Annotated in this window: 26 protein-coding genes; 3 read left to right on the top strand and 23 right to left on the bottom strand. The window is 24.2% G+C overall.

Annotated features, from left to right (window positions below):
* Window positions 1-30: 30 nt before the first annotated feature.
* The gene (locus JTY60_RS02080; protein WP_434414462.1) at window positions 31-1,476 is read left to right on the top strand and encodes an ATP-binding protein; all 1,446 of its coding nucleotides are present in this window, start codon (window positions 31-33) and stop codon (window positions 1,474-1,476) included.
* 100 nt (window positions 1,477-1,576) lie between these two features.
* On the opposite strand, the gene hrcA is transcribed toward JTY60_RS02080, so the two are convergent.
* The 16 genes from hrcA to JTY60_RS02160 all read right to left on the bottom strand — a co-directional run bounded on the left by hrcA (window position 1,577) and on the right by JTY60_RS02160 (window position 17,870).
* Window positions 1,577-2,647, bottom strand: a complete 1,071-nt coding sequence (gene hrcA, locus JTY60_RS02085) for a heat-inducible transcriptional repressor HrcA (protein WP_434414463.1) — start codon at window positions 2,645-2,647, stop codon at window positions 1,577-1,579.
* A gap of 31 nt (window positions 2,648-2,678) precedes the next feature.
* Window positions 2,679-4,013, bottom strand: a complete 1,335-nt coding sequence (gene eno, locus JTY60_RS02090; RefSeq protein WP_434414464.1) for a phosphopyruvate hydratase — start codon at window positions 4,011-4,013, stop codon at window positions 2,679-2,681.
* A gap of 153 nt (window positions 4,014-4,166) precedes the next feature.
* Window positions 4,167-5,729, bottom strand: a complete 1,563-nt coding sequence (locus tag JTY60_RS02095) for an APC family permease (RefSeq protein WP_434414465.1) — start codon at window positions 5,727-5,729, stop codon at window positions 4,167-4,169.
* 55 nt (window positions 5,730-5,784) lie between these two features.
* A complete protein-coding gene (locus JTY60_RS02100; RefSeq protein ID WP_434414887.1) occupies window positions 5,785-7,182 on the bottom strand; it encodes an APC family permease in 1,398 nt (465 codons plus the stop codon).
* A 37-nt stretch (window positions 7,183-7,219) separates the two neighbouring features.
* Window positions 7,220-8,749, bottom strand: coding sequence for an APC family permease (locus JTY60_RS02105; protein WP_434414466.1), 1,530 nt, complete (start codon window positions 8,747-8,749; stop codon window positions 7,220-7,222).
* Between the two features lie 73 nt (window positions 8,750-8,822).
* Window positions 8,823-9,836, bottom strand: a complete 1,014-nt coding sequence (gene rmuC, locus JTY60_RS02110; protein WP_434414467.1) for a DNA recombination protein RmuC — start codon at window positions 9,834-9,836, stop codon at window positions 8,823-8,825.
* A 5-nt stretch (window positions 9,837-9,841) separates the two neighbouring features.
* Entirely contained in the window at window positions 9,842-10,669 is an 828-nt protein-coding gene (locus tag JTY60_RS02115) for a hypothetical protein (RefSeq protein ID WP_434414468.1), read from the bottom strand.
* Window positions 10,670-10,677: 8 nt separating this feature from the next.
* Entirely contained in the window at window positions 10,678-10,899 is a 222-nt protein-coding gene (locus JTY60_RS02120) for a YneF family protein (RefSeq protein WP_434414469.1), read from the bottom strand.
* A gap of 6 nt (window positions 10,900-10,905) precedes the next feature.
* Complete coding sequence (locus JTY60_RS02125; protein ID WP_434414470.1) at window positions 10,906-11,928, bottom strand: hypothetical protein; 1,023 nt, start codon at window positions 11,926-11,928, stop codon at window positions 10,906-10,908.
* A gap of 7 nt (window positions 11,929-11,935) precedes the next feature.
* The gene (locus JTY60_RS02130) at window positions 11,936-12,163 is read right to left on the bottom strand and encodes a YneF family protein (protein ID WP_434414472.1); all 228 of its coding nucleotides are present in this window, start codon (window positions 12,161-12,163) and stop codon (window positions 11,936-11,938) included.
* A gap of 2 nt (window positions 12,164-12,165) precedes the next feature.
* Window positions 12,166-13,011 (bottom strand): hypothetical protein, encoded by an 846-nt coding sequence (locus tag JTY60_RS02135; RefSeq protein ID WP_434414473.1) that lies wholly within the window; start codon window positions 13,009-13,011, stop codon window positions 12,166-12,168.
* A gap of 96 nt (window positions 13,012-13,107) precedes the next feature.
* The gene (locus tag JTY60_RS02140) at window positions 13,108-13,581 is read right to left on the bottom strand and encodes a hypothetical protein (RefSeq protein ID WP_434414474.1); all 474 of its coding nucleotides are present in this window, start codon (window positions 13,579-13,581) and stop codon (window positions 13,108-13,110) included.
* Window positions 13,582-13,651: 70 nt separating this feature from the next.
* Window positions 13,652-13,993, bottom strand: coding sequence for a hypothetical protein (locus JTY60_RS02145; RefSeq protein ID WP_434414475.1), 342 nt, complete (start codon window positions 13,991-13,993; stop codon window positions 13,652-13,654).
* 159 nt (window positions 13,994-14,152) lie between these two features.
* Window positions 14,153-15,121 carry a hypothetical protein gene (locus tag JTY60_RS02150; RefSeq protein WP_434414476.1) on the bottom strand — a complete coding sequence of 323 codons (969 nt, stop codon included), beginning with the start codon at window positions 15,119-15,121 and terminating at the stop codon, window positions 14,153-14,155.
* 75 nt (window positions 15,122-15,196) lie between these two features.
* Window positions 15,197-16,885 (bottom strand): PTS transporter subunit EIIC, encoded by a 1,689-nt coding sequence (locus JTY60_RS02155; RefSeq protein ID WP_434414477.1) that lies wholly within the window; start codon window positions 16,883-16,885, stop codon window positions 15,197-15,199.
* A gap of 16 nt (window positions 16,886-16,901) precedes the next feature.
* Window positions 16,902-17,870: an ROK family protein gene (locus JTY60_RS02160; protein ID WP_434414478.1), complete on the bottom strand. Its 969-nt coding sequence runs from the start codon at window positions 17,868-17,870 to the stop codon at window positions 16,902-16,904.
* Window positions 17,871-18,137: 267 nt separating this feature from the next.
* On the opposite strand from JTY60_RS02160, the gene JTY60_RS02165 reads away from it, so the two are divergent.
* Both JTY60_RS02165 and JTY60_RS02170 read left to right on the top strand, forming a co-directional pair.
* Window positions 18,138-18,872, top strand: a complete 735-nt coding sequence (locus JTY60_RS02165; protein ID WP_434414479.1) for a hypothetical protein — start codon at window positions 18,138-18,140, stop codon at window positions 18,870-18,872.
* Window positions 18,873-18,886: 14 nt separating this feature from the next.
* Complete coding sequence (locus tag JTY60_RS02170; RefSeq protein ID WP_434414480.1) at window positions 18,887-19,774, top strand: hypothetical protein; 888 nt, start codon at window positions 18,887-18,889, stop codon at window positions 19,772-19,774.
* Window positions 19,775-19,837: 63 nt separating this feature from the next.
* Here JTY60_RS02170 and JTY60_RS02175 read toward each other — a convergent pair whose 3' ends face one another.
* The 7 genes from JTY60_RS02175 to JTY60_RS02205 are packed head-to-tail and all read right to left on the bottom strand — an operon-like array spanning window position 19,838 to window position 24,631.
* Entirely contained in the window at window positions 19,838-20,830 is a 993-nt protein-coding gene (locus JTY60_RS02175) for a hypothetical protein (protein WP_434414482.1), read from the bottom strand.
* A 13-nt stretch (window positions 20,831-20,843) separates the two neighbouring features.
* A complete protein-coding gene (locus JTY60_RS02180; RefSeq protein ID WP_434414483.1) occupies window positions 20,844-21,401 on the bottom strand; it encodes an energy-coupled thiamine transporter ThiT in 558 nt (185 codons plus the stop codon).
* Window positions 21,402-21,422: 21 nt separating this feature from the next.
* On the bottom strand, window positions 21,423-22,058 hold the full coding sequence (locus JTY60_RS02185) for a thiamine diphosphokinase (protein ID WP_434414484.1): 636 nt from the start codon (window positions 22,056-22,058) through the stop codon (window positions 21,423-21,425).
* Window positions 22,059-22,067: 9 nt separating this feature from the next.
* Window positions 22,068-22,733 (bottom strand): ribulose-phosphate 3-epimerase, encoded by a 666-nt coding sequence (locus tag JTY60_RS02190; protein WP_434414485.1) that lies wholly within the window; start codon window positions 22,731-22,733, stop codon window positions 22,068-22,070.
* The gene (locus tag JTY60_RS02195) at window positions 22,723-23,640 is read right to left on the bottom strand and encodes a serine/threonine-protein kinase (RefSeq protein WP_434414486.1); all 918 of its coding nucleotides are present in this window, start codon (window positions 23,638-23,640) and stop codon (window positions 22,723-22,725) included. The genes JTY60_RS02190 and JTY60_RS02195 overlap by 11 nt, the downstream gene beginning before the upstream one ends.
* Before the next feature lies 1 nt (window position 23,641).
* Window positions 23,642-24,382: a protein phosphatase 2C domain-containing protein gene (locus tag JTY60_RS02200; protein ID WP_434414487.1), complete on the bottom strand. Its 741-nt coding sequence runs from the start codon at window positions 24,380-24,382 to the stop codon at window positions 23,642-23,644.
* Window positions 24,383-24,388: 6 nt separating this feature from the next.
* Window positions 24,389-24,631, bottom strand: coding sequence for a hypothetical protein (locus JTY60_RS02205; protein WP_434414488.1), 243 nt, complete (start codon window positions 24,629-24,631; stop codon window positions 24,389-24,391).
* Window positions 24,632-24,695 lie beyond the last annotated feature (64 nt).

The following is a 24,695-nucleotide window of genomic DNA, read 5'->3' on the forward strand; positions in this document are numbered from 1 at the left end:
TAAATTTTAAAAAATATTATTAGAAAAATTATGAAAGAAAATATAAATTTTGGCCAATCATTTGACTTAAATATTGAAAAAATATTAGAAAACTGAGAGACTTTTCATGCAATCAGAGAAATTATTGCAAATGCAATTGATGAAAAAATTTTAACAAATACTAAAGATATAGAAATTAATAAATTAGATGTAGATACTTGAATAATTAAAGATTATGGCAGAGGCATAGAATATAAGCACTTAACTCAAAAAGAAAATAATGAAAAATTAACAAATCCAAATTTAATTGGTAAATTTGGAATAGGTTTAAAAGATGCTCTTGCAACATTTGATCGAAAAAATATCAAAATTTTAATAAAATCTAAACATGGAAATATTGAGGTTAAAACTCAAAAAAAGCATGGATTTGATGATATTAAAACACTACATGCAGTAATTAACAGTCCAACAGAAAAAGAATTGATTGGCACAGAATTTATTTTAAGTGGTATCACTTTGGAGGATATGAATCTTGCCAAAAAGCAATTTATAGTTTTTTCTAATGCAAAAATTTTGGAAAAAACATTGTATGGAGAAATTGTAGAAAAACAAGAGGATAAAGCCTTTATCTATTTAAATGGGATTAAAGTTGCTGAAGAAGAAAATTTTTTATTCAGTTATAACATAACTTCACTTGATAGTAAAATAAAAAAATCTCTTAATAGAGAGCGAACAAATGTTGGTAGAAATGCGTATTCTGAAAGAGTTAAAAAAATTTTAAAATCAACAGTTAAAGAAGACATTATTAAGGCAATTGGTCATGATTTAATTAATATAAGCCAAGGAACTCATCATGATGAACTCTCTTGAATTGATATCCAAGAACACGCAATTAAAAATTTAAATGCTACTGGCAAATTTGTATTTTTTACTCCAGAAGAAGCAAGTATTTATCCAGATATTGTTGATGAGGTGATGTCACAAGGAAAAGAAATTATATATATTACCAGCTCATTAAAACAAAAAATTAGAAATTTAATTGATATTTCTGGGAATAAAATTTTAGAATTTGATACTTTTATTGATGAATATAATAATAGTTTTGAATATAAAATCATTGATTATTCACAACTATCTTCAAAAGAGAAAGAAATTTTTGATCAAACAAACGAAATAATTAATTTAATTGGTGGTTTGCCAAGAATTGTAAAACAAGTTGTTATTTCTGAAACAATTCAAAAAAATTTATTGTCTTCTAGAGAAGAAATTGGCCATTGAGATAGTGTAAATAGAAGGATTATTGTTAAAAGAAATCAATTAAAAAATTTATCTAGTTATGCAGGAACTTTAATCCATGAAGTTATACATGCAAAAACTGGAGCTTTTGATTGTACTAGAGAATTTGAAAGCGAATTAACATATGTAATTGGAAAATTAACAGAAAGGCAATTAAAAAGTAAAGATAATTCAAAAAAATCATGATTTTTTTGAAAATAAACTTTTATGGTCGCTATTTAATCAAAAAAAATAATTTAAAAAATGTTTTTTTATCGATATTCTCTTCTACTATAAATTAATTTTTATTTGTGAAAATAATTTAAAATTTTTCTTTTAGTTTATTTACTAATCAAACAAGAATTGAGTATATTTGTTCATATTCCATTCTATTTGGACCAATTACAATAATATCACCTTTTGTACTTTTAATGTCATATGATGACATTATTAAGGCTAAATTTTTTAATTCTTTCTGATTAACAAAAGAATAAGAAAGATTTTTTTTAGAGATGTGTGATATATCTTCAATAATTTTTAAAATCGAATTTTCTTCAATAATTTTTAAAAAATTATCAATTTGTTTTTTGTTATCTTTAAATTCATCATAATAAAATAAGTTATGAAGGCCATATGAAAGAGTTTTTGTAACATTAATTTCAAAAAATTTTTTAATTACTTTAGTAATAAAGTCATTTATTTCTAAAAATTTTTTTTTAATTAAAGGAATAATAAAGTTTAATTGTTTATCAATGTCTTTAATATAACATCCATAAAGTCGTTCAGAAATAGTCTTTAAGCAATAAATAAAATCTTTTTTGCTTACATTTTTGGGAATTTCAATAATTTTATGAATAATTTTTGAATGATTTGAAACAATAATTCCCATAATTTTATCAGAATCAATTTCAAAAAACTCAATTTTTTTTATATATTCATCAATAAAATCGTGTTTTAGATGGGTGATATATAATCTACTAACCTCACCTAGTGTTTTACAACAATTATCAATAATTTCTTCTAAAGTAAACTTTTTATTTTCTAAAATTTTTGAAAGCTTTTTTTTTCATTCAATATTAGTTTTTTCTTGCATTAAATTATTAATGTAATATTCATAACCTAATGTTGTAGGAGTACTTCCAGAGGTTTGAAAATCTTTTTTAATAAAATTTTTTTTCTCTAGATTATTCATTTCGTTTCTAACAGTTGCGCTACTTCAAGGAAGAGAATAATTTTTTATTAATTTATTGCTAGAAACAGGTTCCGAAACATTAATAAAATAATTAACAATATAGTAAAAAATTTTACTTTCTCTATCAGTTAGCTTAGAAAAATCTTTTTTTTTAATTTCTTTTTTTACTAATTTTTCTTTTTTTACTAAATTATTTTTCATTTCTTAAAACAGAAAAAAGTATCAAAAAAAATTAGTCTTTTAATGAGATGTTATTAAAAGAACAACCACAAATTCCCAAATATTTTTTTTCTTGATTTTGATAATATATTTTTAAAAGGCGATTGTATTTTGCAACTCGATCGCTTCGAGCACAAGATCCAGTTTTAATTTGTTTTGCTGAAGTTCCAACAGCTAGATCTGCAATGAAGGTATCTTCAGTTTCTCCAGATCTATGACTAATTATTGTTGCTCATTTATTAGATTTTGCAAGATCAATAACTTTTAAAGTTTCTGTAACAGTACCAATTTGATTTAATTTAATTAAAATTGCATTTGCTGAATGATTAATAATACCTTTTTCTAAATATTCAATATTTGTAACAAAAAGATCATCTCCAACAATTTGAACTTTTTTACCAATTTCTTTAGTTATTTTTGCAAAACCATTTCAATCATTTTCATCTAAGGGATCTTCAATTGAAATAATTGGATAATTTTTAATTAAAGTTTCATAATATTTAATTAGTTCATCAGTGGTAAATGAAATATCTTTATTTAAAAAATTACCTAATTTTTTAAAGTAATACTTTTGATCATCTTTGTTATATAATTCGCTTGCTGCAACATCTAATGCAATAGCTACGGCATTTTTACCAGTTTTTGATGGATAATAACCAGCAGTTTTTATTGCTTCAACCAAATAATCTAAAACTGTTTCAATTTTTTCAATATTTGGTGCAAAACCACCTTCATCACCAACATTTGTAGAAAAGTTATTTTTTTTTAATAAATCTTTTAAACAATAGTAAACTTCACAAGCACATCTCATTGCTTCTTTAAAGTCTGAAAATCCAATTGGTACAATCATAAATTCTTGAAAATCAATGCAATTTAAAGCATGTGCTCCACCATTGATAATATTTAACATTGGAACAGGTAAAATACTTTTATTTACTCCCCCAATATATTGATATAAGGGGACTTTTAATTCTTTTGCTGCGGCTTTACAAACAGCCATTGAAACTGCCAAAATTGCATTGGCGCCAAGATTCATTTTTGTTTTGGAACCATCTAATTCAATCATAAAATTATCAATTGCTTCTTGTTCAAAAACAGAAAAATTATTAATAATTTTTGGAGCAATTATTTTATTTATATTGTTAATTGCCTTTAAAACACCTTTGCCGTGAAAATAATTTTTATCATTGTCACGTAACTCAATTGCTTCTTTTTCACCAGTTGAAGCCCCAGATGGAACCATTGCACAAGCACAAACATTATTTTCGGTAATAACTTCAACCTCAACAGTTGGAATTCCTCTAGAGTCTAATACTTCATACCCTTTTATACTTATTATTTTTGCCATTTTTTCTTTCTAAATTAATTTTTTTATTAATTATTTTTTTAATTATAATAAAAATTTCCTTAATTTAACAAAAAAATAAATTAAATTTTTAAAAAAAACGGTACTTTTTAAAAAGTACCATTATTTAAATATTAAAAAAAGGAAAAAAGAAAATTATTCTATCTCTACAACTTTATGTTCTAATTTTACTTCAGTATCTAAAAATTCTTCTTCAGTAATTTCAGCTTTTGCCTTGTCTTTTCAATTAGCTTTTTTTGAGTAAAAGTAAAAGAAATTTGCAGCAGCAAAAACAAAGCAGTAAAAACAAAACGCTAAAATATTTAAGCTATCTGAATTAACAATTAATATTCTTATTGAATCAATTAAAAAGAAAAAAGTTAAAAATAATAAAAATCCAGCCATAATAAGAAAAGTAATTTTTCAAAATTTATTTAAAATAATTTCTTTTTTTTTTGCTAGTTTAACTGCAGCAAGTAAAGTAAGAATGTATTGGGTAAATGCAGTTAAAGTGTAAACCTGTAGTGTTCTATCCAAATAATCAGCATATGATGGTGTGTGTTGATTATTAGGATCATTGTCCTTGTAGGGTATGGAAAAATATAATAAAACACAGTAAGCCAAAACCGCAATAAATGAAATTACAAAATCTAAGTACAAAGCATTTCTAAATTGCCCATGTTTATCTCTTTTTGCAAAATGATGAGGAATTATTCCATCAAATGCAAGAGGTGAAATTAATCTTGTATTAACTCAAGCAGACTGAACTCTTCCACTTAATTTATTTGCCATTTGTGATAAAACAGCAGTTATAATAATACCTGTAACAACACCACCGGCAAGTTTAAAGTGATCTTTAAATACTTTGTTAATTAAATTATTAATAATATTAGCGTTTCCTTCACTATTAATTGTATAATCATGATTCCCACTACCAAGTGCTCCAACCATGCAGACAAAATATATTAAATAAAATACTGTAGCAAATAAAATTAGTCCAGCAATTATTTTTGGCATAACCTTAGATGGATTTTTAACATCGTGAGATATTGCTGCTAAATTTTCAAAGCCTCCAAAGGCAAAGAAAAATAAAATAATACTGCTGATAACATCAGAAATACCTAAGCTGTGAAAGGGCTTGTAAGTTTTATTAGAAGGATCTAATTGACTAGTATCTGAAAAATTTTGACCGAATTTAGAAATTAAAGTCAAAGAAATAACTAAAGAAAATAATAACACAGCTCATTTTAAAATTCATAAAATTAGAACTGTATATTTTGTCATTTTTAATCCAAAAAATAAAATAGATGAAAAAATAACAAATAAAATAAATGCTCCAAGAACTAATCAATTTTTATTATCTACGTAAAAATCTTCATTTATAGCTTTAAAAGATCATAAAATTCCAGAAATTATTCCAATGCAAATTGCTGGAACTTGTGCATACTGAAAAAAGCCTGTAATTGTTGCAGCATACCTTCCAAATGCTTTTTTTACATATAAGTAACTACCCCCATATCCTTCAATTTGTAGGGTAAGTTTAGAAAAACAAATTCCAACAACAAAAGAAATTAATCCACATAATGGTAAAAAAAATAAAAATCAATTACCAACAGAATTATAAAATGAACTTATACCAATAATAAAAGCGTATCCGACACATGTATTTATTCCAAAAAGAATAGCGATAGTGGCGGACTGCTTCCGAGAATTACCCATATTTTTACCATACTTTCCAATAAAATTTTTAATATAAAAGTATTATAAATAATTTTTAAAATTTTTTTGAAAAATTTTTTGACAAATATGAAAAAAAATAAATAATGTTTGCAATAATAAAAACTGTAAAAAGACTTCCAAGTTGAAAAACGAAGTCATAATTAGCAGAAAAAATATCAATAAAATTGGAAATAAGTCAAAAAAGTGATAAAAATATTAAAATAATCAATACAAAAGAAAATCAAATATTTTCAAAAATTGACAACTTTATTAAATTAAATTTTTTTGATTGAAATTTTAAAATTGCTAAAAAAGTAAAAATATATTGAAAAAAAACCACTAAAGTATAAATACTGAAAGTCGCATCTAATTCTTTTTTGTAATGTGAATTTAAAAAAATAGCAACTCAATAAAAAATTAACACAATAATGGTAATTATAGAATCTAAATAAATTGCATTCGAAAATTGATCGTGCTTGTTCTTTTTTGCAAAAACAACAGGTAAAAAACCATCAAGTGCTAATGGTGCGATTAGTTTTGCATTTACTCAACCATTTTGAAGTTTTGCATTAAGTTTTGTTGCAACTTGAGAAACAATGGAAAAAAAATATAAAACAGTAGCAAATACTCCACTTCCAAGCACTGAACTAATGGTAATATTTATAGAATTTGTTGTATTAGAAGTGTTTAAGTTTTTACCATTGGCACCAACAATCAAAAGATAATAAATAATATAAAATAAAGTGCTAAAAATAACAATCATCATTAAAATAAAATTAATTTTCTTTTTTGATGATGCATCTTCAGAAATTGCAGTAATTCCCTCTATTCCACCGTATGCAAAGAAAAAAGTAATGACAACATTTACAATATCTTTAAAAGAAGGATTGATCTTTTCAGAATTAATAAAATTGCTTGAAAAATTTTTTAGATTAAATAGTGCTAAAATCATGACAAAAAAAATAATTAGTCATTTAAAAAATCATAATAAATTCATAAAAATATATGAAAGTTTAATGCCAAAATTTAAAATAATGATAATAGCAAAAAAAGCTAAAAATGAACCAATTATGATATATGTTTGATGCTCTTCAAAAAAATTATTGCTTCCAAATATACTAACATTCTGAAAGGTTCATACAATTCCTGCAACTGCTGCAGTGGCTGCCAACGGGGCTTGTATATATTGAAGTCAACCAGTTAAAAATCCTAAGTAATTTCCAAAGGCTTTTCTAACATATAAGTAACTACCCCCATATCCTTCAATTTTTTGTGATAATTTGCCAAAAACAACACCAACAGTAAATGCAAGAAAAGCACAAAATAAAATTAAAACAATAAAATAATTACCAATATCCTTATATGCATTAGATATTGCCATAATAAAGGCATAACCTACAAGAAAGTTAACCCCAAAAAGAAAAAATTGAATGTTTGAAAATTTTTTTATGATAAAAAATTATATTTTTTTTATTAAAATTATATTTTTTTTAAATATCTTCAGTAAAAAATTGGGTTTCTGCAACTTCTAAATCTAGATGTTCTAAGCTATTTTCTAAATCTGCATCTTTTATTGTAGCAACATCTTTTCTTCAATTTCTTTTATTGCCAACATAAAATAAAATTAATCCAACAATAATTGAACTAAAATATAAAATAAATGGAATTAATTCATAAAAATTTTTAGAAATGTTAGAAACATTACCATCGTAGCCAACATTGTCAAAAATAATGTTTGCAACATAACCAATTTGAATTATAGCAATTGATACAAGACCAACATAGTAAAAAAGTACTTCAATTTTTTTAATATTTAAAACTTTTTTTTTGGCAAGAACAATAGCACTCAAACAAGTCATAAAGTACTGAAAAAACATTATTAAAGAATACATATCCATTGGTTTATCAAGATTATCTTGTAAAGATTTAAAAGTAAAAACAAAAATTGTATAAATTAATATAATCGAGATAGAAATTGCAGAGTCTAAATATAAAGCATATTTAAATTGATTGTGTTTGTTTCTTTTTGCAAATAAAACTGGCAAAAAACCATCTGCAGCTAATGGTGCAATTAATCTTGTATTTACTCAACCATTTTGCAATCTGCTTGTCAATTTATTAGCAACTTGACTAGAAATTGCAAGATATAAAAAGATACTTCCTAAAACTACTCCCAAAAATGTATTACTAATAAGCCAATTAACAGGATTTGGATTATCTACACCGGAAAGTGTTTTACTTTCAACAGCTCCAGTAATTAAAAGATAAAAAATAATGTAAAAAATTGTTGTAAATACCAAAGTTCATAAAATAATTCTTGGCATATTTTTTTTACTATTTTCAACATCTTTAGAGATTGCAGCAATTCCTTCAACTCCACCATAAGCAAAAAAGAAAAGAACAAGTGCTTGAAATATTGATAAAATGCTATTGGGCTTATTTGTAAAAATATTTTTATTTCAATTCACTTTAAAATCATTTAGATGATAAATACACATTCCAAGTGCCAAAATAATAATAAATCATTTCAAAGTTCAAAATATTCTTAAAGAATTATGAGTTGACACAAAACCAAAATTTAAAATAATAATGATAAGACAAAAAATAATTACAGCAGCTAAATAAATTCATCCTTTATAATTATCAAAGTCAAAATATTTAAAATTATACGTGTCGCTTGAAGCTAGTTTAAAAGATCAAGCAATTCCAGTTATTGTAGAGACAGCAACAAATGGTGCTTGAATGTATTGAGCTCATCCTGTTAAAAAATACAAAAATCTTTTCTTTGGGAAGGCTCTTTTAGCGTATAAGTAACTTCCTCCAAAACCATCAACGATTGAAGAAAGTCTTGCAAATGCAAGTCCAGCAGAAAAAGCAATAGTTCCACAAATCAAAACTACTAAAAAAAATAAGTAGCCAGAATCCTTTACTACAGAACCAAGTCCGACAAGAAAGGCATAACCAACAATAAAGTTCAACCCAAAAAACATCATTTGAATTTTTGTATATTTTTTGTTCATTTTTGTAAAAGAGCTAAAATTTTTCTAAAAAATTAAAGTATTTTAACAAATAAAAAAAAATTTTTTAAAAATTTTATTTTTTAGTAGCCTCTTTTGAGGCTTTTTCTTCAAGTTTAAAAGAAAGCGCAAAAGCCTTTTCAAAATTTTGAGAAATTTTTTCTAAATCTTTGTTGCTTTTTTCAAGATTTGTAAGGCTTTTTTGAAACATATCAAGACATTTTTTTTGAGAATCTTTGTATGAAAGAAATATTTTTTCTAAGTTTTTTAAAGAATTAATAATTTCTTTAGCATTTTTTTTTAAAAGAATGTCTTTTGTATACTCTTTTACATAAATTAGCGTGATAAATAAAAGTGATGGAGAAACAATAACAACATTTTTTTGAAATCCTCGTTTAAGAATTGTTTTAGAATTTGAAAGAATGCTGTAAATTGAATCTGATGGAACAAACATTAAAACATATTTGACTTTAAAATTATCAACTTTTTTGTAGGTTGCGGAAATATTATCAATTGTTTTAATAATATTGTTTAAATATTTTTTATTAAATTCTGGATCATCATCCAAATTTTCTTGATAATAAAAATTTTCACTTAAATTTTCTGTTGGTAATTTTGAATCAATAACAATAATATTTTTATCATCTAAAAAAATTACGGCATCAGCAATTATTTTTGAATTTTCTTTTGAATTTAAAGTGTATTGCGTTTTTCAAAAAGAAATATCTTCATTTTCACCAAAATAATTTTTTAAAATTTCTTCTAACTGAAATTCCCCAAAAATACCTTTAATTTTGTTTTTTAAAAAAATTTCATTTATTTTTTCAAAATTTTTTGATAAATAATCAAATTTATCAACTGTTGGTAGTTTTTGAATGCTGTTTATCAAGGTGTTGCTTGAAACAATAACTTTTTCATTTATTTTTTCTAGTGATTCACTTAATAATTTATTATGTTTTTCAAGGTCTTCTAAAGAAGCCGTTGGTTTTTCATTTTTTTTAATATTTTTTGTTTTTCATCAATTTAAAAAGAAAAAAAATATTAAAAATAAACTTGAAATAAAAACTAAAAATAATAAAATATTATTCATTTAAATTAAAAAAGAAAAAGAAAAAAAATTTTTTCATTGCTGGTTTGTTTATTTAATAAATTATAACAATAACAAAAATTTATTACAATTTTTGATTTAAAAATTGGAAGGATCGTACCTCTTTTGATAATAAAAGGATTGAATGGAAACCAATCAAGGTTTTCTTGAGGATCAAAATAAAAATATAAGTTGCTTGGTATTGGTAAGTTAACACTGTTAGTTATTTCATAAGAATTGTCAAAAATATCTGATATTTTTGAGTCGTAAAACAAGGTAAGACTATTTAAGTTAGCTTCAATATCTTCAAAAAGATCTTTTTCTGAAGTAAGTGTAACTCTTATTGCATCTTTACCGTTTGCAAATTTTTTTAATTGATTTATGTAATAATTTGTTAATTCTAAAGAAAAATTTAAAAAAATAGTTTTTAAATCATTTGGAACAAAAAACAATGAATCAATTAAAAAACCAAAAAAATCTTGTGAATATTTTTTAAAATCATCACTATCAAGTTTATTAATAAATTCATCTATTGAAATTGTCTTATTGGCAAAAAAGTTATTATTTAAGTAATTGTTAAAATCATCAATTTTATCTTTATAATCAACTAATTTTTTTTGAAAAAATTCTCCTTGTTTTGCATTTTCTAAATACAAAATTCGTTTTTTACTATTATCTATAAGAGTATTTTGATAGTTATAAATATTTACAAAATAACTTAAAAATCCACTGAATAATAAAGAAAAAGAAAAGAAAATAAAAAGAAGAAATAATAAAAGTTTTTCTTTTATGCAAAATAAATAAAATTTTTGAAGTAAAACTCTAAAACGACTCAAAACAAAAACTATTTAGTTTGATTGTAGCGATTGATAGAGTTCAACATCATATTAATATCTTGCTCTTTGGGAATTTTTCCTAATTGTTTGTAAAGTTCTTTTATCATTTTTTTATTTAACGGTGGATTTTTTAAAATTCATTTTTCAAATTTTTTTTTGGCAAGAAAAAATCCAACTCCTAAACTAATAACAAAAATAATAATAACAATAAAGATCCCACCAATTACCATCTGAAATTAAACTAAAACTCCATAATTAATTTTATTTATATTATAAATGTTATTTGAAAAATTAAAGTTCAAATCTGCAGAAAACTTAAAATATTTTGATAAAAAAAGTTGAATAACAATATTAGAAACAGAATAAATTTTTTGATTAAAACCAATGATTAATTTTGGTAAAGGAACCAAAAAAAATAATGATTCATCAAAATTATCAAGATTATTTTGATGGTAAGTTAACGTAGTGTAAAAATTTGGATCATCAAATTGTTTCTCAATGGCGTTAAAAATATCATCATTTCAAATTTTTTTACCATTATCGTCTGTGACAGAAAATTTTGTAGCTTCTAAGGGGTCTTTTGGATCTGGAAAATACTTATTTAACTTCTGATCTGCTAGATTTATAAGTCCTGTAAAAGTTACTGGAAGATCAAATTGAGATGGTATTTTTAAAAAAAAGCTTTTATATCAGTTTTCTGCTCTTTCTTTTGCTTCAGGAACCGTTAAAAGTTTTTGAATAAAGTTAAAAAGATTGTTTAAACTATAATTAGCTGAGAAGTGATCGTCGTTGAAAAGTTGAAAGTGATGGTGCAAATCTTTAGTAGTATCAACTGGCAGAAAAACACTAACATGAGGACTATATTGTCCGACAATATCATCAACTTTTTTAACACAATCATCACTTTTGCATAAAACTTTTTCTAAAGAATAGTCTTCTTCAGTTTTTTCGTCATTTTCATTTGAAGCTAAGAATTTAAAAATATCAATAAGTTGCTTTTGAAAATTATTTTTAAAAAAATCTGAGGTTTCTTTAGCAACCAAAGTTTTACTTCCATAAATAATTTTTTCGACAGAGTCTGGAACAAAATAATTTCAGTTGTAAAAATAGTTGTAAATTTTGTAAAAAAGAATTCCAGTAACAAATCCAATTGCTGTAAAACCAATAATTAAAAAAAATAGCAGAAAACTTTTGCAAAAAAGTCAAATTTTTTTGGACTTTTGATAAAGAAAAAGTAAAAAAGAAACTAAAGGTCTCATCTAAAAACTATTTTTTTTTATAATGGGACATCACTTTTGCGTAAATGTCATCAACCTGTTTTTTAGATAATTTTTTATTAGCTTGAAGAAAAGTTGCTCTAATCATTTCCTTGCTAATTGGTGGATTTTTCTTTAACTGCCACTTAAAAAAGTATCAGCTAGCAATAAAACCAATAATAACTCCAAAAATAATTACAACAACACTAGCAATAAAAATTATTAATCAAGTTGACACATTTACCTCTTTCCAAAAGAAAAATTAAATCTTATACTATTGTAATCAATTTTTAATCCATCAATATAAAAATTGTAAGAAAAAAATGATGTAATTAGGGTTTTAAAAAATTCGTTTAAGATAATTTTTTTCCCGTTATTTGATAAATTAATTGTAGATGGAAAAAAATTAAAAAAATCATCAACTTTAATCATTAAATTATCATTCATATAAGTAATTTGATAAATAAAGTTTGTATGAAGCAAGTTATTATAATCTTCATATAAATTATTTGATTTTTCATAATTTAAGACATAATCTCCGGGAAATGAAGTTGCTAAATCATTTAGAAAAACTAAAATATTATCATATGTTAAAAGAGAACGAAATTGTACTGGTAGTAATTGTGAAAAAATTTGAATCGCAATATTTGCCACAGATTTATTATTTTGAAAAATATCTTCAATTTCTTTAAAATTTCAAGTTCCATTAAAGTTAAAATAAACATCGGTATCGGTTACAACAAAATGCTTGTCAAATTTATAATTTTTTAAAAGTCATTTAAGAGAATAAAAGATAAATTTTTCTTTATTATCATAAACATAATAGTATGGAAAATAATTATTACTAATGTTATTAATTTCTGTCTGAAAACCTTTGTTGTTAGCAAAATAATCAACAACTTTTTTATTTGCCAAGGTTACCTTGTCTTTTAAGTAATTATTATTATTAATGGTTTTATTTTTAAGAAAAATATCTTTAAAAAATCAACCAAAAAAAATACTAAATAAACATAAAAAAATAAAAAATAATACTTTAAAATAAGAAAAAAAATGTTTTTTTAAATTTTTTATGAAACTTACGATCATTATTGTTTTTTCAATTGTTGTTTTATCTTTATCAATTTTTTTGTTAATTTATTTTTTTTATCAATATCTTAAAGAAAAAAATAAAAATAATAAAGATTAAAATTTTTTTACAAATTCAAATCCTTCACTATGTGGGACTTTTTTTACAATTTTTAAATTTAAATCAAAATAAAACCCAACAAATAAAGTAAAAGAAAATACTCTATCATCAATAATTTTTGGATAATCAATCGGATTTTGATTTTTATCCAAAATATTAATAAAATTTTTAAAGGATGCAAAATTAAAAGTATGACTTACCTGAATTGAATTATCTGTGTGAGTGAACTGAGTGTTTTCTAAGGTTTTATTTTTTTTAATATTATCTAACAAAATATTTTGTAAGTTAAATTCTGAAGATTGTTCCTTAAATTTCAAATAAAAATCATCTGGAAATACTGATGAAAGATATTTTAAAAAATTATCAAGATTTTGAAATTGTAGAAAATTTTTAAAATCTTCTTTTATTGGTTGAGGCAATAAAGAAATTTTGTCAATTTCATTGTCAATAAAAGGTTTAACGAAACTCAACTGTATATATTTTTAATTTTTAAATTTGGAAAAAATTTACTTTCAAACTTTGAAAAATTATATAACCCGTTTAAATTAAAAACATCTGTTCTTCAAAATGAGAATCATCAAAAAATCAGTCAAGAGCAAAAAAAATGTATCGATTTGAAATTGTTATTTTTGGTAAGGGAGATAATTTATTACTAATATTTGTAATAAATTGTGAATGTAAAGTTTCATTTTGCAAATAATCAAGTTCGGTACTAAGAGCGCTTTCTGCTAATAATTCTCATTCTTTGTTGTCAAAGTCAGTTCGCTTCTTAGCACTATTTGATCAAAATTGCACATATGCAAAACCAAATAAACCACCAATTGATAAAGAAATTAAAGATACTAATGAAAAGATAATTGAATTAGCTTTTTTATTAAACATAATAAGTTTTTATTTTAAATTAAATAAGCTTTTAAAACAAAAAATTAAAATAAAGTTGTTTAAAATAATTTATTTTATTTATCTAATTTTAACAAAAAAAAAAAATTAAATTTTGCCAAAAAATTATTTAAAAATTTATTTGTAAAAATGTTTTAAAACTTAAAAATAATTTAAGGCAATCAAAAATATTTCAAAAAAAATATTTGGGGAGTTAAACCTATCCCCTAAAGAAAATTTATCATTTATATAATTTATATTATAAGTAACTTGATTTTTAAATTTTGAAAGGTCATTTCCATTAAAAAACATAAAGTTTTCAGGAATTAAATCTAAATTAAATTTCATGTAAAACTGTTTTGATTTAAAAATATAGCTTGGATTGACTAAATTTTGTTCTGAATAATTTTGATAATAGTTTCAAAAATTGTTTCAATTTTTAATTTCTAGATGAGTTGAGTTATATTTTGATAAATAACCTACTAAATTTTTAGCATCAGAATAAAAAGTTACTTTTTCTTTAAGTGTTTTTTTTAGATAATCTGGAAAACTTAAGGGATCAATAAAACCATCTAACTTTGCTTCAATTTGTGGTTTAATTAATTCATCTCAAAGGTTATATTCTTTTACAATAAAATTAATTGGTGTGTCTAAGACATTAATAAAGTCACATATTTCTTTAACTGAATAATTACCATTTAATCAAAAATCAGTTTCAATTGTTTTACAATCATTATCCTGACAAACAATAGGAGTAAAATGATCACTAAAAAATTTACTTTTTTCAAGGGCTGGATTAACAAAATGTTTTAAAGCAAAATCTAAAACTAATGGTTTAATCTTTATTGATGAACCAGAAAATAATAAATGTAATTTTTCATCCTTAATTTCTGGCAGCTTTGAAAACAAATTTTTAAACTTATTGGAAATATTTGTAATTACTTGATTTTCTAAGGCTTTTTTTTCAGCGTTGTTTGGGAATCTTTGTCCGATGGGAATTACGTTAAATGATTTTTTTTTAAATACAAAAAAAATCAAAAAATTTGTAAGAATAACTAAAAATAAAGTTAAGATAGTAAATTTTTTACGATGATTTTTTATATAACTTCAGATTTGAACAAAAATTATCATATTTAAATAATAATAATTTTATTATTATTTTAAAATTTTGACAAAAAAAACTTTTTTGTTAAATTAAAATAGAATTTAAGTTTGTTGACTTACTTTTAAATTTAATGCTTTTTCAATGTCATTTGCATACCCTAGAGCATATTTTCCAACAACAATTTGAATAAAGTTATCTTCTCTTTCAATTACCGAAATAACATTTTCAAGCGTTTTTAACTGATTAATATCAACAATTGTTCGATCTTTTACAAATACTCTAAGAGAAGCGCTACAACTGTAAATATTGGAAATATTTTTTTCACCGCCCAAGCCTTCAATAATATTTATGACTTCATTATTTGAAATTGTTTTTTTTGAAGTTGAAAATAATGAAGCAGATTTTGAATAATGTAATCATCCGTAAAATAATCCAAAAAATAAAGGAATATAACAAATTCCAACAACTATCGCCAATCAGCAACGATTGTCCATCCCGCTAGCTTGGGGAATAATTCCAAAAATAATAAAGTCTAATAATCCTCCGCTATAAGCGGTAGCCATGTGAGCGCCAAATAATTTCATTGGCATGCCGCAAGTTGCTACAAGAATGCTGTAAGGACCTCAATAAAGAAGCGGTTTTTTGAAAAGAAAGGCAAATTCAATTGGTTGGGTAGTTCCAGTAATGAAACAAGTAGCCATACCACTTCCAAGAATTCCAGATGCCGCTTTTCTTTCAGTTTTTGGTTGAGTTTTAAAAATTGCAATGGCTCCAGCAATTAATCCAAACATCATAAATGGAAATCTTCCAATCATATATTTTCCTGGATATATCCCAAGATGTGAAAATAAGTCGCCATTATTATTAAAAGGAATCTTGGTTTTCTGTCAGAATCTAAAAATATTAAAGTCACCAACAATTGGTTTAAAAGTATTTGCATCAATTACATGAGTGATATTTGTTAAATAATTTCAAAGGGTCGTATTTTCATAATTAACTTTTTCTAAGACTTCTTTGGTAATAATTCCACCAGCTTGAGTGAAAAATAATGAAGAAAAAACAATTGTATGAAGTCCAAAAGGCACTAACAAACGTTCCAAATAGTTACCAAAAAAGACATCAAGTCCACCTGGTCAATTACTAGAAGAAGTTGCAAATCAATCAAATGCTAACCCAATTCCAGGTCATGTTGATAAAGTAATTAAGGCTGCTGGAATAATTGCTAAAAAAATTACAAAAGGAACAAATCTAGGACCTTCAAAAAATGAAAGCATTCAATATAATTTAATATTTTTATATTTATTAAAACAATATGCAGTAATACATCCAATAATAATTCCCCCAAAAATACTTTGATTTAAGTATTTAAAGACTAACCCATCTTGAGTTAGGGAGCTAAATTGATAATCTTTTAAATTAGTTCAAAAGAAAATTTTATTATTGTTAATAAAAACGGTTTGAAAACCACAATAAAGAATAAAAGCATAAACAGCAATAAAGCCACTAGTTCCATCATTATCTGTAAAAGCAAGCGTTGCAGAAATTGCAAATAATAAAGGTAGGAATGTGAAAGCAACACTACCCAAATCAACAAATAATGGTCCAATACCATCTTTAAAAAAACCTAAATCAATTTGACCAAATGCTGAACCAAGCCCGTTTAAAAGCCCAGCTAATGGTAGCAAGGCAATTGGGAACATGAAACTATTTGCTAGTTTTTCAACTTTAATTTTAATTTTTGATTTAAATTTTAATGAAGCGGGTTTTTCTGTTTTTGTAACTGATTTCATAATTTAAATATTTTATTTATGAAAAATTTTTTGAAAATTCTTTTTCATATCCTTTAATTGCTGTGTAACAAGCACCATAAATTCCAGCATCATTTTCTAAACTACAAATTTTAATGGGAATTTGTTTTCAACAAAATTCATTAGTTAATTGTTTAACTCAATAATAAATTATTTCTAAAAGATCATCTTTTAAGTTCGAAGGTCCCCCACCAATTAAAACCACATCTGGATCAATTGCATACATCATTGTGGCAATATGAGAGGCTAAAGGTTTAAAACAAAAACGTAATAAATCTATTGTTTCTGGATCCTTTTTGGCAATGTGTTGTGATAAATCCTTAAGTTTTAGAAATGGTTTGTTAATTCTTAATTCATTTAAAGGACTATTTGGATTTTTATCTAAATATTGATTGATGTATTTTTCGGTTGCAAGGGCGCTACTCAATCCTTCCATACAATGTGGAAGTCCACAAGAAAAACATCTAAAAGTATTTTGAAAGTCACCACCATGACCAAATTCACCGGCTCAATTATGAGAACCATAATAAATGTCACCATTTAAAATAATTCCCCCTCCAACTCCAGTTCCAATTGTATAACCAATGACATTTTTATAACCTTTGGCACTACCTTTTCAAAATTCTCCAACAATAGCACTTCTGCTATCATTTGTAAGATAAACTGGTTTTTTAAAAATTTCTTTAACAACTTTTAAGATTGGATAATTTACCCAATTAATTTTTTTTGCCATAATTGCAATTCCATTTACTGGATCTACTGGACCTACACAAGCAAATCCAATTGCTTGAACATCTTTTTCAAAATCATAATTTAATTTTTTTAAATGATTATTAATTTCAAAAAAAATATGTTCCACAACAGAACCAATCTTAGTTTCACAAATAAATTTATAAAATAATTCCCCACTTGGCTCAAAAAAGCCAATTTTCGTTGTTTGACCTCCAAGATCAATGGCAATTATCATAATATTTTTTAATGATACCTTCTTTTTTAATAGTTAATTTTAACATTTTTTTGATGGTGAAAACAAATTTTTATGATGAAACCATGACAAGGAATAAAAATTTTTAAATATTTTTTAATAATTTTTTAAATATTTTTGACAAAAAAAATGAAACTATAATCAAACTGTAAAAATAAGGTAATAAAAAGTTGAATAGATAGAAAATAATAATTTTATTGTCTTTTTTTTCAAAAGAAAAATTGATTATATAAATGAAGGAAAAAATATATGAAAAAAAGCAAAAAGTTTTTTGTATCTGCGCTTTTTAGTGTATTAGGAACAATCGGTATTGCTGGATGTGATATGGGTGGTAATAACCCTACAGGCCAAAATGGTAATGGTTCACAAGCAACATTCAATACTGCAGTCCACTCTAGTAATTTTCTAAGAGAACTTAGAGGAGATAATACTACTGGTGGCAAAGCTTTTGAAGCAACACTTGAGTACTTTTCACTTACAAGCGGCAAAAAACCATTTATTGCGCCAAAAGAATACGATAGAACCAACGTTAACTGAGAAAGTGTTTCTATTAATGGTGCTACATATTTAAAAGATTTAGATGGTTATATGGTAGGACTTGTAAGCGTTAGTGTTAGTGGTGTTTTTGATAATGCTGGAGTTGTTTATTATTTGTACACAGTACAAGTTGCAGATGATGGGGCAATTATCCAATGCAAAATTAACAGTGATGTAAGTGATGGAGTTTGAAACTTTATGAGCGACCGTAGTTCAATCGCTAGATATAATGACTTTGGAGCAAAGATTACTGATTTAACTCATAGAGTTATTGGCATAACTCCAAATGATAATGGCAAACTAAATGTTGGCGAAACTTCAAAAGAAGCTCAAAAAGCTGGATTTGCAGCAATTTGAGTAATGAATGCAAAAATTACAGTTAATGCTGATGATGACAAAATCATTAATATTGTTGTAAGTGATGGACAAATTGATTCAGTTCAATAAGGCGGAAGGAAAAAATGAAAAATAGATATAAAAAATTATTTGTTACAGGTTTGACGTTTACAGGAACTTGTCTTTCTCTTGTTGCTTGCAACATGGGATCAAATGATAATGGCGTGAGTCCAAAAAATGATTCAAGCAATGCTAAAAAATTTGAAGAAGCAGTTATTACCGAAAATAAAGCAATTTTAGCAGACATTGTAGCAAAATTAACAACACAAAAAAATCAATTTATTACATCTTATAAGTCAGACATTAGTTATTGAACTCCTAGATGCACCATTGATCAAAATCCAGGAAAATGAAATATCGTAAATGCTACCTACTGAGGTGAAAAAGACAATCTAATTTATGGAATTGGATATGCACACTTTGGTTATGTGCAATGATATAATGGTTTACATTGAGAATATACAATGCCAATTTTTTTAGCTTTTGATGAAAGCAAAAACATGCTTTACTCTAGTGAAAATAGTGGTTTTAATAATCCAAATAGTGAACTTTTAAATGGATCATATGGGGCAGCTTTTGAATTTGATTTTAGTCCTACAGGATTTTTGATGCCTTATTTAAAAGATTCTTCTCTTTCAGATGGACATATTTTCTTTAACAACGATAAAGAATCAAATGTTTGAGGTAGTCCCCAACTTTGAGCTGCAGGATATCCAGACATTATTCAAATTTTGCCAAATGTTGATAATGGAAAATTAAGTATTGGTAAATATCAAAATAGAACTTCATTCCTAAATGCATCAATTAGAATCAGTGCTTACAGATATGGTGATAGCAGTTCTGCAATTGGTTCACTAGAAGGTAAAAGACATTTTGAAAGTTTCTTAATAACTCTTACACACAATGACAAAACTGGTGCAATAGACGTAAAAATTAATGGACAAATTTGATAGTATAATTAAACTAAAAAAATCTTTTTATTATTAAAAAATAGGTACCAAAAGTGCCTATTTTTTTTATTCAAAATAAATAAAATAATTAATAATCTTGTTAATTTCTAAGTAAAAAAAGTAAGTTACATAGGAAACACAAAAAAGAAAGAAAATTTCAACTTTATTGTGTAAAAGGAAATTGTGAAATAAAATTGATGATAAAATAAAAACAAATAAAGATCCAAAAATAAATTGATTTTTTTCTAAATTTATTTGATTTACTTTTTCAAATCGAAAATTAAAAATTAAAAAATATTTGTAGCTTAAAAAAATTAAAATTGAAATCGTAAATAATAGCAAAAAAAAACAAAAAAGATAAAATGATGTTGCAAATAATAATAAGAAAAGAAACAATACTTTTATTAAAGAAAAAATATTTTTTTGAAACTTAGATTTTGATAAAAATTCTAATTTTAAAATTTTTCTTTCACAATAAAACTTTGAAAAATAAATTAAAAATGAAAGTAAAAAATAAAAACATAAATTGGTAATTTCATAACTTGATAGAAAAAAAACATGAAAGACAACTGCAAAAGATAAGTAATTAAAAATTAAAAATAAGTCTAAGAATAAGTATTTTAATCCACTTTTTGAAGTGCTTTTAAAGCTTTCTAAAAAATAATAATGTCTTTCTTTTGTTTTTTTGGGAATCACTAAAATTGGTGCCATGGCAATTGAAGAAAGTTTTTTGATTGAGGTAAAAGAAACTTTGAAAAAAGGATCGTAAAAAATTACAAAATTTTTAAAAATTTTTAAAATTTTTATTAAATGTAATTGATCTTTTAATTTTATAAATAAAAAATAATGGAATTGATTGTTGTTGGTAATTTTTGAAGAAAAAAAATAATTTATTTCTCATTTTTTTAAAAGATGAAAAAAAGTTGCTTTTTTCATTCCATTATTGGTTAATTTGTGCTGATAAAGGAAATAAAAAGAAAAATAATTAACAAATAAGTTTTTATTATTTGTTTTTATTAATTTATATAAAATTTTTAAGGCACAATCATTGGTTAACATGGAAAAAATTTAATTAGTAGTATTTTTCATGATAATTATTAACAATAATTCTAACTTTTTTATAAATTAAAAGAAAAAAAATAAAAGTCACTGCATTATAAGTAGAATTTAGCAATAAAGATTTTAATCAGCTGACCTGAAAAAATAAGTGCCCGGATGCAGTATTACAGCCCCATTTGAAGAGAAAAATTACCAATATTAATCAAAAATAATTAAAAAAACTTTTTAAAGATATTGTTTGTAATTTAATCTTGAAGAAAAGATTGTAAAAAAAAAATCAAATAACTACTCCATATGTTGGTAAAACATAATCTAGTAAAAAACTTCAAGCAGAAACAATATTTGAAGGAATAAAAAAGAAATTAAAAGTTAGCAAAATTGTTGCTAATAAAATCCCATAATATTCATTGAATAAATAATTTATCACAAATAAGGGTATCAAATGAAGTTCTAAAGTTCCAGTTCCTGGAAATTTAATAAAATAATAGGCTTCAATAAAAGAAAAAATTGTTGAAATTGCTAAGCTTAGTCCTAAAATAGCAATTTTTAAAATAGTTTTTTTCTTTTGCATAAAAAAATTTAAGTTGTTAGTTTAATCTTTTGATTGAACTAAAAAAATATAACCTTTTTTCACTTCAACATGTAAGATATCTGATGTAAATTCATTACTAATTGATGAAAGATAATTTTTAGAAATTTTTTGATCTTTTAAAGGTCATTTGCAATTTTTACAACTAATAATTGCAGATGAGAAAGTAAAAATTGAAAAATAAAAAAATTTTTTTTCAATTTTATGTGTTCCTTGAGGCAAAAGATAAAAAATATTATTGATGCAAAAATAAGTAATTTTTTGCTTTATTTTTAAGGCATACTTTTTTGCAATTAAAAATAAAGCAAAAATTAAATGATCTTCTCTTCTACCATCAGCAAAAATTTTAATTTGAGAACAATTTAAGTGTTTATTGCAATAATCAAGAGCTAAATGTAAATCGGTTTTGTTTTTTTCTTTTGATTTAATAATAATTTTTTGAAAATAGTTTTTTAACTGTTTTTGATATTTTGAAGTAATGCTATCAAAATCACCAATGGCTAAAAAATTATTTGTTAAATTTTTGTTGTTTTCAATAATGTATTCACACCCTGCATCAACCCCGACAAAAAAATCACTTTTATCAAAAATAATTTTTTTTTTTATTTTGTTGGTGGTAATGATAAATAAATTGTTCATTAAGACAAATTAAATTGACAACTCTTTTAAGAAAGAAATTCTTTTTTTAATTTCTTTTCCCTTATTTTCAAATATATAACTGCCAGCGATTAAAATATCACAACCCTCTTTTGCAACCATTGCCCCAGTTTCATCATTGATACCGCCATCAACTGCAATTTTAAAATTTAAGTTTTTAAGGGCTCTGAAATGAACTAGTTTTTTAATTTTTAAAATACTTGAAGGATCAAATAATTGGCCTGAGAAGCCGCATTTTACACTCATAATTAAAACTTCATCAACTAAATGTAAATATTCAAAAATTTGTTCAACATTTGTTTTTGTTTCAATGGAAATTCCAACTTTTTTTCGAACATTACCAGTTTTTAATTCCAAAATAAATTTTGGAATTTCATAGTAATTTAAAGATTCAAAATGAAAAATTATTGTTTCAACAGATGGTAAAAGAAACCATCTGTAAACAATAACCGGATCAATAACCATTAAATGAACTTTGAATTTTAAGGGTGTTAAAGTAGCTAAATCTTTCAATATTTTTGGTCCAAAAGAAATGTTTGGAGCAAATCTTCCATCCATAACATCATAATGAATAAAATCTGCAACTTTCGAAATTTCATTCATTTCCTCTTTTGCTTTGGTAAAATCCAAAGATAAAACAGAAACACTAACTTTCATTTTTTTTTCTCTTTCAAAAAATAATTTTTGATCAAAAATTATTTTTACTTTTGGTAATGGCAAATATTAAAGGGGTTTTACGTTCAATGCAATTAATATCTACTAATATTTCTTCGCAATTATTATATCTTTTATTAACATCTAAGTGAATACATTTCCTGATAATAGCGTCAATTTCTTTGGGAATTTTGAAATTTATTTGGGATACATCTAAAATATCTGAATTTTTTACGTTAAAAAAGTGATTGTAAATATTATTTTTTCCTCGATAAGGTAAAGTATTGGTAAAAAGTTCATATAAAATAATTCCAAGGCTGTAAATATCTAATTTTTTAGAAATTTTTTTTTCTAAGTTTTCTGGTGCCATATATTGAAGACTACCAACAATATTTTGCGATTTTGTATAATGTTTTTCACCTTCAATTAAGGCAATTCCAAAGTCAGTTATTTTTACTAATCCAGAATTAGTTATTAAAATATTTTGGGGTTTTAAATCACGATGAATGATATTTTTTTTATGAACCTCAATCATTCCCGACAAAATTTGTTTAAAAATATCAATTCCTTCACTAAATAAAAGACCATTCTTATCAGAAATAACTTTTTTTAAGTTTGTGCCATTTACATATTCCATAACAATACAAATAAAATCTTTGTAGTTAAAAACATCATAAAAATGAATGATGTTTTGGTTTCTAATTTTTGATAAAATAATAATTTCTCTTTGAATTCTGTTAATAATTGTTTTGTAATTATTATCATCCTCGTTTGGTCAAGAAATTGACTTAATACAAATGGTTTCATTTAAAATCTTATCAAATGCCAAGTAGACATGACTCATGCCACCTTCAGCCAAATATTTTTTAATACAATATCTTTGATCTAAGATTTCTCCATTAAAGAACATATTATTTTTTTAAAAAATCAAATTCAATTAACACTGCAGAAACATTGTCGTTTGATCGAAATTTTATTGCATTTTCTAGTAAAAGCTCGCACTTATAACTTAATGGCAGGGGTCTTATAATTGTGGCAATAATGGTTTTTTCATCAATAACACTGTAAATACCATCACTGCATAAAAGAATTCAGCCGCTTGTTGGACTTATTAAATAAGTATCTATTTTAAAATTTTTTAAAGGACCAACAGCAGAATACAAAATTGACTTATTTGCCTTATTGTTTTCTTGTAAGGAGTTTTCGTCTCTCTTAATTTTATTATACAAATTTTGATCAATTGTAATTTGTTTAATGCTACTTTTAGAAACATAATAACATCGACTATCGCCAACATTGGCAACATAAATATTATTTTTAAAAAAATATGCAATGACAATTGTTGTCCCCATATCCAAAAGATTTTGGTTTTCAGAGGACAATTGCTTTAAATAACGAATGATATCTTTAATTAAAAAAATTAAAAAATTATTAATTTCTAATTCTGTTGGATAAAAATTTTTAAATTCTAAGAAAGATTTAATGGCAAAATTACAGCTTTTTTTGGCAGCAACCTTTCCCCCATAATGTCCTCCCATACCATCACATAATACTGCAAAAGCGTGCCCTACCTTATTAAAAGCAAAGTCAACTCAGTCTTGATTATCTAATCTAACATTGCCTTTTTTTACATAAGAAGAAATATTAATCATAAATTTTTAAAAAAAAATACTAACCCTGAAATAATTTATAGATTCGTAACTTTGATGATTTTTAATTGATAAATAAATTGTTAAGGCTAAAGTTGCAGTGAAAACAATAATCGCAAAAATTAAATTTATAAGCGTATGAGAAAAGTTTTGAAGCTTAACTTTGTCAAATTTTATTTTTAAAACTCAAAAAATTAAGTATAAAAATGAAATTATTAGTAAAAAAACTGAAATAATCAAAAAAATTATCATATTAAATTATTTTAATAAATTTTTTAATAAAATAAAAATTTTTAACTTAAACTATAAAAAAGTG

The organism is symbiont of Argiope bruennichi (assembly GCF_051094275.1).
Taxonomy (GTDB): domain Bacteria; phylum Bacillota_I; class Bacilli_A; order Mycoplasmatales; family SG1.